The organism is Maribacter sp. 1_MG-2023, assembly GCF_030547005.1.
GTDB lineage: Bacteria > Bacteroidota > Bacteroidia > Flavobacteriales > Flavobacteriaceae > Maribacter.
The window spans coordinates 337,230-350,995 of sequence record NZ_JAUOPN010000002.1; the positions used below are offsets into that span (position 1 = coordinate 337,230).

A 13,766-nucleotide genomic window follows, 5' to 3' on the forward strand; every position below is an offset into this window, starting at 1 on the left:
AAACTTTAAAGTTATGAGCGACTATACTTTTTCACATCAATTAAATATTTGGTTACATATTATTTCAGGTTGTTTAGCAATGATAATGGCAATCATTGCCATGATATCCTCAAAAGGAAAAACAATACATAAAAAAAGCGGTTTACTATTTGTTTATTTGATAGCAGTTGTAATAGCAACAGGACTTATTGGTATTTTGATTTTTAAAGTAAATACGTTTCTTTTAGTACTTACATTACTAAGTGGATATCAAGCATTTTCTGGCTATAGAATTTTAGGAAATAAAAAAAGCTTACCAAAACTATTAGATATTATTGTAGCAGTAATAACTTTGGGAGCTGGAATATATTTTATGTACTATATTGAAACTATAGGCTTTATATGGGCACCAGGAATTATTTATAGTACAGTTGCAGCATTATTTTTAATAATCACTTATGATTTCCTTAGATACTTGCTCCCAAAAAACAAGTATAAGAATAGATGGCTATATGAACATATCTATAAGATGGTAGCTTCATTTACAGCTCTTTTGGCGGCTTTTATTGGTACAGTTTTACCAGAATACAAACCTTACAGCCAATTTTTACCTTCTATATTTGGAACTCTCTTGGCAATAGGATTTATTATCTTTTTTTGGAGAAAGAACAAAATTAAAAAAATATAGACCAAAAAGAATTCCCGAAAATCAAGGGCAATCCAAATTTGACCATTATTGGTCATACCACAGGAAAAGACGAAGGTGCATTCTTAATTTCAAGGAGTAATACAAAGATTCCATTAACCGCACAGGGTTGGAATTCATTTAACTAAAGGCAATACATTATGCTACCTGTTGTGTAGGTGTTTGTGCATGCGAAGCTGTATGTCTTCTTTGATAAATATGCTCTAAAGTTCTATTGATATCTTGTAATTCAGGTGTCAAAGCAGAAAGATTACCACTCACATCTGTAGTTACTTCTTTTTGACAGTGAATGCATTTGTACTCTTTAATATGAGATGTCACTTTTTTAGAAATTGAATAGTGATGGCCGAAGATGCTGCAGAATATTTTTTTCATGCTGTAGGATTTTATGCAAAAATTTCGATTTGGGTAATCGAGAAAATGCGATTATAAATTAGATTGAATTTCAAGGAAATTAACATGCGTTTTGTTTCCTTTGGTTAAAGTACAGCATATTAAAGGCCTGTACCAGTAATTGTTGTGAATTTTACCTAACCTGTTGTCAACACCCTTTTTTTTGCTGTTTCAGAAAATGAAAAACCTTACCCTACCTGTTATTTAATAATCTTTCACTTAATTTGCAACCATGTTTAAAAAAAAGGAAACCCTAGTTACAGCCTTTGCATTATTCTCTCTTTTTTTTGGAGCGGGCAATCTTATTTTACCTCCATTATTAGGCTTTAATTCTGGCGATCAATGGCTCATAGTTACAATAGGTTTTGGCCTATCTGCAGTAGCAATTCCGGTACTTGGTATTTTGGCCCATGCAAAACTGCAGGGTACATTAATAGATTTTGGTAATAAAGTTTCGCCAACGTTCAGTTTAATCTATGCCTTTTTCATTTATGCTATTGCTATTGCACTGCCTAGCCCTAGAACAGCTTCGGTAACACATGAAATGGCCATTCAGCCTTATTGGGATATCTCATCTTGGTTTACAAGTAGTATTTATTTCGGGTTAGTTTTAGTCTTTGCATTGAACCGTTCTAAAATTTTAAACATATTAGGTAAAATATTAACGCCTGCCATAATTCTAATTCTACTTTTAGTGATTGGAATAACCGTTTTTTCTTTCCCTTTCGAATTTGGAAGCGCGGCTATTGCAAGTCCATTCACAAATGGAATACTAGAAGGTTACCAAACATTCGATGCCATTGGTGCTGTTGTTGTTGGTGGGGTAATTATTATATCGATCAATTTAAAATACACCCATGCTTCTTATGAAGATAAAAAACTATTGATACGCAACGCCGCTTGGTTTGCAGGTTTATCGCTGTTTTTAATTTATATGGGACTAATTCTCTCCGGGGCGTTAGTACATTCTGTCTTTGATGCAGATACCAGTAGAACTGAAATTTTATCTGGCTTAGCAATACAGAGTTTGGGCAATATTGGCAATTTGTTTTTGAGCATTCTAGTGGGTTTAGCTTGCTTTACTACTGCAGTAGGTATTGTGACGGGGACAGCAGATTTTGTGGCGTCTAGATTTAATGACTCCAAATCTATTTATACGATAACAGCAATTCTAGGTAGTGTACTCGGTGTTTTAGTGGGGCAATTTAATGTAGCCTATATTATTGCCGTAGCAATACCGTCTTTAATGTTTATTTATCCGATAACCATAATTCTAATATTATTGAATGTAGTGCCAGATAAATATGCAACAGTTTTTGTTTTCAGAGCGGTTACGATTACCACCATCCTATTTAGTATTCCAGATTTCTTAGGCAGCATAAGCGCATTAGCTCCTGCTGCAGAAACTTTCTCTTGGATTCCGCTGCAACAGTATAGCTTAGGGTGGGTTTTACCTTCTTTCGTTGTCTTTTTGGCAATCAATCTGATAGGTAGCAGAAAACCTCAATAAATTTTGAAATACCTATTATCGATTCTTTCTCTTCTTAGAATAATAATAAAAAGCATAAGCTATTAAAACCATCACCACAAAAGGCAGATAAGTTCCAATAGCTACACCTATTTCATATGCGTTGCTAGGTGCATTCTGAATCTTCTCTTCAATTTCAGAAGCATCTTGTATCAAAACTAATAATCTCATATTCTAAAATTCTATTTCTAAACTAATAGGGCAATGATCACTACCCATTACCTGATCATGAATTTCGGCAGATGTTACCTTATCCCAAATAGATTCACTAACCAAAAAGTAATCTAAACGCCAACCCACATTTCTACCACGCGCACCACCTCTTGCACTCCAAAATGTATATTTATCGAACGTTGTAGGGTGCAATTTTCTAAAGCTATCTACTAAGTTCACTTCTTTCAGCATATGCTCAAATCCGTCAATTTCAACTTGTGTAAATCCTGATGTTTTATTGTAATTACTCTTCGGGTTTGCCAAATCGTTCTCGGTATGTGCTACATTAAAATCGCCCGTAATAATCAAAGGCTTCGATTTAGACAGTTCTTTTAGGTAATTGGTAAAATCTTTATCCCATCCGGCACGGTAATCCAAACGTTTTAATCCACTACCACTATTAGGTATATATACATTGATTAAATGAAAATGTTCAAATTCAGAATGTGTAATCCTTCCTTCTAAATCATGTTCTTCAATACCCATGTCCTTATCAAACTTCACAGGTGCTTGTTTAGATAAAATTCCAGTTCCGGAATATCCTTTTCGTTCTGCACTATTACTAAATAGCACATAATCAGAAATATTTTTCAGTGCTCCTTCAACCTGGTCATCTTGCGCCTTTGTTTCTTGAACGCAGAAAACATCGGCATCAAAATCTTTCACGATATCTTCAAAGCCCTTTTTTACAGAAGCTCTTATTCCATTAACATTCCACGATACTAATTTCATTCTTTGGTCTTATTTATTCATTAATTCCTCAATCTCATCTGCCTTAATAGGAATATTAGCCATCAAGTTAAAAGGTTCTCCCTTTTCTTGAATAACCACATCATCTTCTAAACGAATACCCATATTCTCAGCAGGAATATAAATACCTGGCTCTACGGTAAATACCATATTTGCTTTCATAGGCGTTTTCAATGCGCCATAATCATGCGTATTTAAACCAATATGGTGACTAGTTCCATGCATAAAGTACTTCTTATACGCAGGCCATTCAGGGTTTTCATTCTGAACATCTGCCTTATCCAATAAACCTAAACCTAAAAGTTCAGAAGTCATTAGTTTACCACATTCTTTATGATATTCTGCCCAAAGCGTACCTGGCACCAACATTTTAGTAGCATCGTCTTTAACTCGTAAGACGGCATTATACACCTCTTTTTGGCGTTTGGTAAATTTCCCGTTTGCAGGAATAGTTCTAGTTAAATCGCTAGAATAATTAGCATACTCTGCAGCAACATCCATCAGAATTAAATCACCATCGTTACATGGTTTATTATTCTCTAAGTAATGAAGTACATTGGCATTATTTCCAGAAGCAATAATTGGCTGATAAGCAAAACCTTTAGATTTATTTCTTACGAATTCATGCAATAGTTCTGCTTCGATCTCATATTCCATCACCCCCGGTTTCACGAAACTTAGCAGCCTACGAAATCCTTTTTCGGTGATATTACATGCAGTTTGCATAATAGCAATTTCTTCTGGTTCCTTCACCCCTCTAATTTCTTGAAGAATAGGGTTACTCTTAGCAACCTTATGAGCTGGATATTGATGCTTGTATTTTTCAATAAATCGGTCTTCACGCGTTTGCGTTTCTACTGCTTGTCTATAATGCTCGTTAGTATTGAAATAAATAGTTTCAGCCTCGGTCATTAAATCAAAGAATATTTTCTCGAAATCTTGTAACCAACAAACTGTTTCAATACCTGAAACTTCTGTAGCCTTCTCTTTCGTTAATTTTTCACCTTCCCAAATAGCAATATGTTCGTTTGTTTCGCGAACGAACAGCACCTCGCGATGATTTTTATTAATCGCATCAGGAAACAACACTAAAATAGTTTCTTCTTGATCAGCCCCAGATAGGTAAAAAATATCTCTATGCTGCTCAAAAGGCAAAACACTATCAGCAGCAATAGGATAGATATCGTTAGAGTTAAAAACAGCTATGCTTTTAGGCTGCATGCGGTCCATAAACTTCTTGCGATTCTTTATAAATAGGGAGTTAGGTATTTGATCGTATTTCATGAATTCTTATTTTGTTATAAAATTAAGCATTATGTGTTGTTTCCTTAAAAAATAGGGCATGGAATTACAAGATTAACATAAACCACTACCCTACTATTTCAATACAATTTAACTAACTTGTATACCTAAACCAAACTCAAACAACTCATGAAAAAAATCGCTTACCTATTCATAGGTGCTTTGTGCCTACAGGCTTGTTCAGAAACTAAAAAAGAGGAAACGCAATCTGAACTTTTTGCACGTATCGATACCGAGATCAAAGCAAACTCAAAAGGTTATAGTGCTTTAAAAGAAGCTACCGAAACTATCGGACACCGACTTACAGGGTCTACAAATGGTGCTAAGGCAGAAGAATACACCTATAATAAATTTAAGGAATATGGTTTTGACGATGTTGAATACCAAACTTTTGAAGTGGAAGCTTGGGCAAGGGGCGAGGTTTCTTTAAAAATTAACGATGAAGACGTTAAAGTAGTGACTTTAGGTCACGCACCTGTAGAAGCACACGTTACCGGCGAAATTGTAGATATGGGTAATGGACTAGATGCAGATTACACAGCTAACCCAGATGCAGTAAAAGGAAAAATTTCATTGGTATACATTAATATTCTTCCAGAAAGTGAAGAGGGACTTACCAATTTACACAGAAGTGAGAAAACGGCTTTAGCAATTAAATACGGTGCTATTGGTATAATTATAATTAACCAAGTTGATAATGGTGTTTTATTAACGGGTACTGCTTCTGTAACCGGAGAGTTGATACCAATCCCTGCTGTATGCATTGGCAAGGAAGATGGTATGGCTTTGAAAGAAACCTTGAAAACTAAAAAGGCAACTGCTAAAATTGATATGACCAATACAAGTGATGTCATCAAAGCAAGAAACGTAGTCGCAACATTACCTGGTACAGAAATTCCGCAAGAAGAGATTGTTATTGGCGGTCATTTAGATTCTTGGGATCTAGCTACAGGTGCTATTGATAATGGTATTGGTTCTTTTGCAGTTCTAGACATTGCACGAGCATTTAAAGCAAATAACCTGCACCCAAAACGTACGGTGAAATTCGTGATGTTCATGGGTGAAGAACAAGGATTACTTGGTTCTAAATATTTAGTGGAACAAGCTATTGAAAATAATACTATCGAGAACATTAAATACATGATGAACTTAGATATGTCTGGTAACCCAATAGGTATGAATGCTGGCGGAAAATTAGATGACGAAAAATTCTTTACAGATTTAGGTGCTGCTATTCAACAACAAGATACCATCTACCAAAATAAGTTTTCTAACAAATCTGGTTTACATAGTGATCACCAACCTTTTATGTTAGAAGGTGTGCCAATTTTATCTGTACACAGCAATTTAGACCGTTCTATTTATGGCTGCTACCATTCTGATTGTGATGATTTTAATTTGGTAAATGAAGACCATATGAAAAACACGGCACGTTTTGGCACCATGATGCTTTATGCCGTTGCAAATGCAGATACATTACCTGCTACCAAAATGGATAGCGAAACCACAAAAGAGTTCATGATTAAAAATGACCTAAAGGAAAAATTGATCATTGGTAACGAGTGGAAATGGGAAGAATAACCGAAATTAAAAAAATTATCATTAGGCAGGGAATTGTACCTGCACTACTCTGCCTTTCTTTTTTAACAGGATGCTCACAGCATGTTGAAGAAAAACAGGTTGATTATTTTAAACTTGTACGTCCAGAATTTACAGGTCAACTAGCATACGAGACCACGGATTTTGTAGAAGATTATTGGCGCGTAGTTGGCAATACCGGTTTTAATAAAACCATATACCTTATTGCAGATAGTTTAAAAGCGGCAGGTTACGTTTTAGAAGAAAAAGCTAAGGAAGGTGACCGATTTACCTACCGTATTGAAAAACGGGCAATGACCCACCAAACATGGGAGCCCTTATCTGCATCGTTACAAATCGTTGGTAACGAAAAACCTTTATTATTATCAGAAACGAACCGAAACATGACCTATTTAAATTCGGTTTCAACCCCTAAAGATGATTTAAAGGCAACAGTAGTTTGGATTAAATCCGTTGATGAACTAGAGTCAGTTTCTGTTAAAGACAAAGTGGTATTTGCAGAAATAAATGTTCGAAAGCTTTACAAATCAGCCATAAGAAATGGCGCTTTGGGGATTCTCACTTATGACAATCCAGCATATTTACAACCAGAAAAGAACACTACTTCCATACAATTTAGAAGTCTTCCTTCTCAAGATGATGCTGATTTCTGGGGCATTGCTTTATCCTTCGAAGCAAAAGAAAAACTAAAAACTCAGCTTCAAAAAGGTAAAACCGAAGTTCTAGTGAATATTCAGACCAAAAGATATCCATCAGAAGAACTAACTATAGTTGCCAATATTAGAGGTAATGATTTACCAAATGAGCGTTTGGTGTACAGCGCACATATACAAGAACCGGGTGCAAATGATAATGCAACTGGCGTTGGCACGCAATTAGAAATGGCTAGAATAGCCTCTAAATTATTTACGGATAACAAAATAGATTTTAAGCGTAGCATGACCTTTTTATGGGGCGATGAAATTGTTTCTACCAACCGGTATATTCAAGAAGACCAAGAACGAGCTAAAGGCATTAAGTGGGGAATTAGTTTAGATATGGTCGGTGAAAACACCGCGATAACTGGGGGCACTTTCTTGATTGAAAAAATGCCAGACCCTAGTGCTATTTGGACACGTGGTAAAGACAAACACAGCGAATGGGGCGGTGAGGTTTTGAAATTAGAAGATATGAAACCGCATTACCTGAATGATTTTATAATTTCTACGTTTAAAGAACAAGGTGAATATGCCAATTGGGTAGTTGAAACCAATCCGTTTGAAGGTGGTAGTGATCATACTCCGTTTTTAAAAGCAAATATTCCCGGTCTGTTATTGTGGCACTTTACAGATCAATTTTACCATACCGATAATGACCGAATTGACAAGGTATCTCAAGAAACCTTGAAAAATGTAGGCACGGCAGCGTTGGTTAGTGGGTTGCAATTAGTGAATGCATCAGATGTATTTGTACATGCACAGATTCAAATTCTAAAAGAACAGGCTATTAAGCGTTTAATGGATGAAATTGAATTAACTAAAAAAGTAAAAGAAAACGGAGGATCAATGTCTGAAGAATCGCTTATAATTATGGCTTGGTTTAATTGGTATACCGGATCTCTAAACTCTTTAAATGACATCATCCCAAACAAAAATACCAAACAAGCTATTGAAGAAGCTCAAGTTGAATTAAGGTCAGAACTGAATAAATTAGGACAATCCCTTAACGATGATGTATTTAAATGGAAATTTTGAAATTATAAATCAACAATCCTAAATGTCTTTAAATAGATAAAATTAACCTCGATATAAAGAATAAAAAAAGGACCTCATTCTAAGGTCCTTTTTTTATTAACATATTTTCAGTTTAGCTTTTAGCCATAGCATTTTTTATTACACCTATAATAGCCATAATTACACCACCACCTACACCACCACCGGCAAGACTTGATACTATTCCAGAAACGTCCATTCCACCATCGGTTGCCAGTCCCAACATACCAAGTAATGTCCCACCTAGACCACCACCTAAAATTCCAGCTACACTATTTCCCAGCGTTCCTAGATTAAGTTTTGGCAATAACTTTCCCGCAACGTTTCCACCTATTGCGCCTGATACTAATTGAATAATTAAAGGTAAGTACTCTTCCATGTTTAAAATATTAATTTGTTATTTGGCAATAATTTAACATTTTATTTGTGATTTTTATAATTTAATCAAATTTTTTCGCCTAAATGACAACTTTATTCCCGCTAACAAAGTCATAAAACGATTATTTGTACTCGGTAAAACTTATTATTAACTTTCACTTTACAAATAACTTATCAAAATGAAGCAATTTTTCCTTCTATGTTTAGCCAGTATTACTATTGCATCGGCACAAATTCAACCCACTTCTTCACAAAAAGTTGATGAATCTTTAGCTGTAAAAAAAGTGATGGAAACCAATTCTCTGGTTAAAAATATTCCATTAAAAAATATTGGTCCGTCTGTAATGAGTGGTCGTGTTGTTGATTTGGCGGTCAATGAAAATAACCCTACAGAATACTATGTCGCATATGCGTCTGGCGGTTTATGGTATACCAATAACAACGGTAATACTTTTACCCCAGTGATGGATGAAACTCAAACACAAAATCTTGGTGATATAGCCGTTCACTGGCAAAGCGGCACTATTTGGGCAGGTACTGGCGAAAATAATTCATCGCGTTCATCGTATGCAGGTATCGGAATTTTAAAATCTACCGACAAAGGTAAAACTTGGCAACACATGGGTTTAAGCGATTCGCATCATATTGGGCGTATAGTCGTAAATCCGGATAATGCAAATGAAGTCACCGTTGGTGTAACCGGACATTTATACTCGAATAATAAGGAACGTGGTATCTACAAAACTACAGACGGTGGTACAACTTGGAAAAACACCTTATTCATAGATGACAAAACAGGTATTATTGACGTAGCCGTTTCACCTAATAATTTTAACATTCAATATGCCGCTGCATGGCAAAAAGATAGAAAAGCTTGGGATTTTATTGGTAATGGAGAAGGATCTGGTATTTACAAAAGTACAGATTCAGGATCAAGCTGGACAAAAATATCAACTCCCGCAAGTAGTTTTCCTACTGGTGAAGGAGTAGGTAGAATAGGTTTAGCTGTCTTTAATGATAATACTGTTTATGCTGTTCATGACAGTCAGTTTAGAAGAGAAAACTCCAACGAAAAGAAAGAGAATCAAAATGGTTTAACGAAAAATGACTTTAAGTCGCTGTCGAAAGAACAATTCTTAGACCTAAACGATAAAGATCTAAATGAGTTTCTCAAAACCAACAACTTTCAAGAAAAATATAGAGCTGCCAACGTAAAGCAAATGGTACGTAGTAATGCTGTACAACCAGCAGACATCGCATTGTATTTAGAAGATGCGAATTCTATGTTATTCGATACGCCAGTAATTGGCGCAGAAGTATATCGTAGTAATGATGGCGGCACCACTTGGGTAAAGCAAAGCGAAGACTATATAGATGATTTATTCTACAGCTACGGTTATTATTTTGCGCAAATTACGGTAGACCCAAATAATGTAGATGCCATCTATTTGTCTGGCGTTCCTATTATTTCATCAAAAGACGGTGGTAAAACATATACTTCTATAAATGGCGATAATGTACATTCTGATCACCATGCAGTATGGGTAAATCCAAATTTACCTGGACATTTAATCAACGGAAATGATGGCGGAGTAAATACTAGTTATGATGACGGCAAAAATTGGTTTAAGAACAACTCACCTACAGTAGGTCAATTTTACGCAATTACTGTAGATAACGAAAAACCATATAACGTATATGGCGGTCTTCAAGATAACGGAGTATGGATGGGTCCAAATAACGCAGAAGAAAATACGAGGTGGCAACAAACAGGTCAATACCCTTGGAAATCTATTTTAGGTGGCGATGGAATGCAAGTACAAGTAGATAGTCGCAATTCAAAAATCGTTTACACAGGATATCAATTCGGCAATTATTTCAGAATTGATTTAGAAAATGACCACCGCACTTATATTCAACCTAAACATGAATTAGGTGAGACTCCGTATCGTTTTAATTGGCAATCTCCTATCCTATTATCACCCCATAATCAAGATATTTTATATATGGGAAGCAATAAGCTGCATCGTTCATTAAACCAAGGTGATACTTGGGAAACCATATCAGGTGATTTAACCCAAGGCGGCAAAGAGGGTAACGTAGCATTCGGAACCTTAGCAACCATATCAGAATCAACCTTCAAATTCGGATTGATGTACACCGGTAGTGATGACGGACTCATACAACGCACAGAAAATGGTGGCGGAAACTGGGAGGTCATTTCTAAAAACCTACCTCAAAATTTATGGGTAAGTCGAGTAGTTGCTTCAACACATCAAAAAAATAGAGTGTATGCTACATTAAACGGTTACCGCTCAGATGATTTTACACCTTATATATATGTAAGTGAAGACAAAGGCGCTACTTGGAAGAACATTGCAGCAAACATACCTACTGCTGCAGTAAATGTTATTTTTGAAGATACCGAAAATGAGAAGGTATTATTCGTAGGTACTGACAATGGTTTATATGTAAGCTTAAATGGTGGTACATCTTGGGAATCTTTTCAAAACGGAATGCCCAATGTAGCGGTACACGATTTGGTAATTCAAAAAGAAGCCAAACATTTGTTAATAGGTACACATGGCAGAAGCATTTATAAAGCAGATATTTCAGCATTGCAAAGTATGACAACTGAAGTACTAGAGAAAGCATTGCATACTTATCCGTTAGAAAACATAAAGCACTCTAGTCGTTGGGGGAATTCATGGAGTTCGTGGTCGAAGGCAAGTACACCTGGTTTAGACATCACTTTCTATTCTGATAGAGATGATGTGTACCAAACTAAGATTAAATCATCTGATGACATTGTAGTTAGTGAAACAGAAATTATAGCGAATAAAGGATTGAATATTTTGTCATATGACTTAGCTTTTTCAAAAATTGGCAAACTCAATTACCTTAAAAAGCACAAAACCGTATTAAAGCAAGCTGATAACGGAAGTACTTATTTACCTAAAGGATCATACGTTGTTGAAATTAAAGGAAACGGTACCAGTGAAAACATCACTTTCGAAATAGAGTAATAAATGAAGATAGTAGATTGGAATACACTGGCAGATTTAGGAGTTAGCCATAATGCGGATATTAAAAAAAGAACATTAATCAACCGTGGAGAAATTCCGCAATTAATGATGTATGGCACTGCCGTTTTTAAACCTGGTCAACAAGTAGATTTACACAAACATGATACGATGTTCGAAGTATTTCATATACAAACAGGTCAAGCTGTTTTTACTATTTCAGGTAAAGAGTATAAAGTAGGTCCAGGAAATTGTATAACTATTGAACCAGGCGAAATACATGGACAACACAATCCTTTTGACACAGAAGTCACTTGGACCTATTTTGGCATAGCCACAGATTAAGAAGAATTAATTATGGAATTAACATTAGGAATACCGGCACTACTTTTTCCAGCTATTTCATTGACTATGCTAGCCTATAATGCACGTTATTTAGCCATTGCAGCTTTAATTCGACAGTTACATCAAAAATATCAAGAAACAGCATCGCAGTCCGTTGGTTTACAGGTACAAAAATTAAGAAAGCGACTTACTATTATAAAAAATATGCAGGCAACTGCTATTGTAAGCTTCCTTTTGGCCGTAATTACCATGACCTTAATTTATGTAAAATTTACCTTTTGGGCTAATTTGGTATTTAGTATAAGTTTATTTGCACTTATGATCTCTCTAGTATTATCGTTGATTGAAGTTCAATTATCGACTAAAGCATTAGAAATTCAGTTAAAGGATATGGAGAAATAATTACCTGAGATCAATTAAAGAAGCCTAACTAATAACCTTACCGTTCGTCGATGTTTTTATTAGCTATTAGGTTAATATCCGGTATCTTTGCCATCTGACAAAAATAGGCATGAAAAGAGTTCGAGAACTCGAATTGATAAATCAGATAAGGGAAATAAGAGAATTCGAATTTGGGGTATTCTATTTCTTCAAAGGAGGTATTGTTATATCTGAAATGAATGAAGGTGCTAAATTCAAGTGGGAGAATGCAAAAAAAGCAGTCTACGCAGCACAAGAAATCTATGAAAAGGGTATTCCATTAATTTATATTGCCAATAGAGTAAACAAATATCGTGTATCACCTTTTGAGTGGTTCAAGTTTCACAAAAATCGTTTTGACATGCAGTATATTGCTTCAGTCGGTGCATTAAAAAACAATATACTCAGCTCAATATTGAAGCAATTGATTTTTCCAAAAAGAATTCAAACATTTACAGATTTAGACGAAGCTGTAAACTGGGCGCTACAAATCTCAAAAAAAGCACATTAGCTAGCTGTATCCTAAATCGAATTTTGTTCAAGAATTCGCATTTTAAATGAACTAATTCGAGAAAATTCTTAAACACACGAAAAATACATTTTAAAATCAATCTAAATAGACATACTAAAACTGCTTAATTCTTGTTAATAACTAGCTTGTGATGTACATTCGCATATAAAATTAACGACTAATGAGCGGATTTTTTAAATCTTCGATTGGTAGAAAGTACGCAATGGCGCTTTCTGCTTTCTTTTTAATGTTTTTTCTACTTCAGCATTTTGCAATAAACATCTTATCGGTTATAAGTCCCGATGCGTTTAATGAAGCTTCGCATTTTATGGGCACTTTTTGGGCCGTACAATATGTTTTGCAGCCTGTTTTAATTTTCGGTGTTATTTATCACTTTGTGATGGGTTTCATTTTAGAAGCTAAAAACAGAAGTGCAAGAGTTAAAACATACGCAAAAAACAATGGTGCTGCCAATTCATCTTGGATGAGCCGTAATATGATTTACAGCGGATTAGCTATTTTGGCCTTCTTAGTACTTCACTTTATAGATTTCTGGATACCAGAAATTAACACCAAGTTTATTGCAGGAGACATGACTGGCTTACTGCCAAATGGAGAAGGATTCAGATACTATGAGGAATTAGCTCATAAATTTGAAAACCCATTACGTGTAGGTGCTTATGTTATTGCCTTCATTTTCTTATCGCTACACCTTATGCATGGTTTCAGTTCTGCATTTCAGTCTGCCGGTGCATCGAGCATGAGAAAAGAAAAACTACAATTGTTTGCTAAAGTGTATTCAATCTTTATCCCGTTAGGATTTATATTCATTGCACTTTTTCATCATTTTAATCATCATTAACACCTA

At 35.3% G+C, this 13,766-nt stretch carries 14 protein-coding genes and 1 pseudogene; 10 read left to right on the plus strand and 5 right to left on the minus strand.

Annotated elements, in window-relative coordinates; translation table 11 throughout:
* The first annotated feature begins 13 nt into the window (after positions 1 to 13).
* The gene (locus tag Q4500_RS04335; RefSeq protein ID WP_303598502.1) at positions 14 to 667 is read left to right on the plus strand and encodes a hypothetical protein; all 654 of its coding nucleotides are present in this window, start codon (positions 14 to 16) and stop codon (positions 665 to 667) included.
* Positions 664 to 813, plus strand: a pseudogene (locus Q4500_RS04340) (thiamine-phosphate kinase); the annotation flags it as partial. The gene Q4500_RS04335 and the pseudogene Q4500_RS04340, both read left to right, overlap by 4 nt.
* Positions 814 to 823: 10 nt before the next feature.
* Here the strand turns inward: Q4500_RS04340 and Q4500_RS04345 are convergent.
* Complete coding sequence (locus Q4500_RS04345; RefSeq protein ID WP_299798641.1) at positions 824 to 1,060, minus strand: hypothetical protein; 237 nt, start codon at positions 1,058 to 1,060, stop codon at positions 824 to 826.
* A gap of 250 nt (positions 1,061 to 1,310) precedes the next feature.
* Between Q4500_RS04345 and Q4500_RS04350 the strand changes: the two genes are divergently transcribed.
* Positions 1,311 to 2,588 carry a branched-chain amino acid transport system II carrier protein gene (locus Q4500_RS04350; protein ID WP_303598503.1) on the plus strand — a complete coding sequence of 426 codons (1,278 nt, stop codon included), beginning with the start codon at positions 1,311 to 1,313 and terminating at the stop codon, positions 2,586 to 2,588.
* 15 nt (positions 2,589 to 2,603) lie between these two features.
* Here Q4500_RS04350 and Q4500_RS04355 read toward each other — a convergent pair whose 3' ends face one another.
* From Q4500_RS04355 to Q4500_RS04365, 3 genes are read right to left on the minus strand one after another with little or no spacing between them, the layout of a single operon-like run.
* Positions 2,604 to 2,777 (minus strand): hypothetical protein, encoded by a 174-nt coding sequence (locus Q4500_RS04355; protein ID WP_303598504.1) that lies wholly within the window; start codon positions 2,775 to 2,777, stop codon positions 2,604 to 2,606.
* A gap of 3 nt (positions 2,778 to 2,780) precedes the next feature.
* Positions 2,781 to 3,551 carry an exodeoxyribonuclease III gene (locus Q4500_RS04360; RefSeq protein WP_303598505.1) on the minus strand — a complete coding sequence of 257 codons (771 nt, stop codon included), beginning with the start codon at positions 3,549 to 3,551 and terminating at the stop codon, positions 2,781 to 2,783.
* A gap of 9 nt (positions 3,552 to 3,560) precedes the next feature.
* Positions 3,561 to 4,853, minus strand: coding sequence for an aminopeptidase P family protein (locus Q4500_RS04365; protein WP_303598506.1), 1,293 nt, complete (start codon positions 4,851 to 4,853; stop codon positions 3,561 to 3,563).
* 147 nt (positions 4,854 to 5,000) lie between these two features.
* Here Q4500_RS04365 and Q4500_RS04370 point away from each other — a divergent pair, with 147 nt between their 5' ends.
* Both Q4500_RS04370 and Q4500_RS04375 read left to right on the plus strand, forming a co-directional pair.
* Positions 5,001 to 6,452, plus strand: a complete 1,452-nt coding sequence (locus tag Q4500_RS04370) for a M20/M25/M40 family metallo-hydrolase (protein WP_303598507.1) — start codon at positions 5,001 to 5,003, stop codon at positions 6,450 to 6,452.
* Entirely contained in the window at positions 6,440 to 8,203 is a 1,764-nt protein-coding gene (locus Q4500_RS04375) for a M28 family peptidase (protein ID WP_303598508.1), read from the plus strand. Before Q4500_RS04370 ends, Q4500_RS04375 begins: the two co-directional genes overlap by 13 nt.
* Before the next feature lie 112 nt (positions 8,204 to 8,315).
* On the opposite strand, the gene Q4500_RS04380 is transcribed toward Q4500_RS04375, so the two are convergent.
* The gene (locus tag Q4500_RS04380; RefSeq protein WP_303598509.1) at positions 8,316 to 8,600 is read right to left on the minus strand and encodes a hypothetical protein; all 285 of its coding nucleotides are present in this window, start codon (positions 8,598 to 8,600) and stop codon (positions 8,316 to 8,318) included.
* Positions 8,601 to 8,778: 178 nt separating this feature from the next.
* Between Q4500_RS04380 and Q4500_RS04385 the strand changes: the two genes are divergently transcribed.
* The 5 genes from Q4500_RS04385 to Q4500_RS04405 all read left to right on the plus strand — a co-directional run bounded on the left by Q4500_RS04385 (position 8,779) and on the right by Q4500_RS04405 (position 13,760).
* Positions 8,779 to 11,625 (plus strand): glycosyl hydrolase, encoded by a 2,847-nt coding sequence (locus tag Q4500_RS04385; RefSeq protein ID WP_303598510.1) that lies wholly within the window; start codon positions 8,779 to 8,781, stop codon positions 11,623 to 11,625.
* Between the two features lie 3 nt (positions 11,626 to 11,628).
* Positions 11,629 to 11,967, plus strand: a complete 339-nt coding sequence (locus Q4500_RS04390) for a cupin domain-containing protein (protein ID WP_303598511.1) — start codon at positions 11,629 to 11,631, stop codon at positions 11,965 to 11,967.
* Between the two features lie 12 nt (positions 11,968 to 11,979).
* Complete coding sequence (locus tag Q4500_RS04395) at positions 11,980 to 12,369, plus strand: DUF2721 domain-containing protein (RefSeq protein WP_303598512.1); 390 nt, start codon at positions 11,980 to 11,982, stop codon at positions 12,367 to 12,369.
* 109 nt (positions 12,370 to 12,478) lie between these two features.
* Positions 12,479 to 12,898, plus strand: a complete 420-nt coding sequence (locus Q4500_RS04400) for a hypothetical protein (protein WP_303598513.1) — start codon at positions 12,479 to 12,481, stop codon at positions 12,896 to 12,898.
* Positions 12,899 to 13,079: 181 nt separating this feature from the next.
* Positions 13,080 to 13,760, plus strand: coding sequence for a succinate dehydrogenase cytochrome b subunit (locus Q4500_RS04405; RefSeq protein WP_303598514.1), 681 nt, complete (start codon positions 13,080 to 13,082; stop codon positions 13,758 to 13,760).
* The last annotated feature ends 6 nt before the right edge of the window (positions 13,761 to 13,766 follow it).

Coding starts and splice junctions, on each gene's coding strand:
- Q4500_RS04335 (WP_303598502.1), top strand. CDS start 14: ATGAGCGACTATACTTTTTCACATCAATTAAATATTTGGTTACATATT.
- Q4500_RS04345 (WP_299798641.1), bottom strand. CDS start 1,060: ATGAAAAAAATATTCTGCAGCATCTTCGGCCATCACTATTCAATTTCT.
- Q4500_RS04350 (WP_303598503.1), top strand. CDS start 1,311: ATGTTTAAAAAAAAGGAAACCCTAGTTACAGCCTTTGCATTATTCTCT.
- Q4500_RS04355 (WP_303598504.1), bottom strand. CDS start 2,777: ATGAGATTATTAGTTTTGATACAAGATGCTTCTGAAATTGAAGAGAAG.
- Q4500_RS04360 (WP_303598505.1), bottom strand. CDS start 3,551: ATGAAATTAGTATCGTGGAATGTTAATGGAATAAGAGCTTCTGTAAAA.
- Q4500_RS04365 (WP_303598506.1), bottom strand. CDS start 4,853: ATGAAATACGATCAAATACCTAACTCCCTATTTATAAAGAATCGCAAG.
- Q4500_RS04370 (WP_303598507.1), top strand. CDS start 5,001: ATGAAAAAAATCGCTTACCTATTCATAGGTGCTTTGTGCCTACAGGCT.
- Q4500_RS04375 (WP_303598508.1), top strand. CDS start 6,440: ATGGGAAGAATAACCGAAATTAAAAAAATTATCATTAGGCAGGGAATT.
- Q4500_RS04380 (WP_303598509.1), bottom strand. CDS start 8,600: ATGGAAGAGTACTTACCTTTAATTATTCAATTAGTATCAGGCGCAATA.
- Q4500_RS04385 (WP_303598510.1), top strand. CDS start 8,779: ATGAAGCAATTTTTCCTTCTATGTTTAGCCAGTATTACTATTGCATCG.
- Q4500_RS04390 (WP_303598511.1), top strand. CDS start 11,629: ATGAAGATAGTAGATTGGAATACACTGGCAGATTTAGGAGTTAGCCAT.
- Q4500_RS04395 (WP_303598512.1), top strand. CDS start 11,980: ATGGAATTAACATTAGGAATACCGGCACTACTTTTTCCAGCTATTTCA.
- Q4500_RS04400 (WP_303598513.1), top strand. CDS start 12,479: ATGAAAAGAGTTCGAGAACTCGAATTGATAAATCAGATAAGGGAAATA.
- Q4500_RS04405 (WP_303598514.1), top strand. CDS start 13,080: ATGAGCGGATTTTTTAAATCTTCGATTGGTAGAAAGTACGCAATGGCG.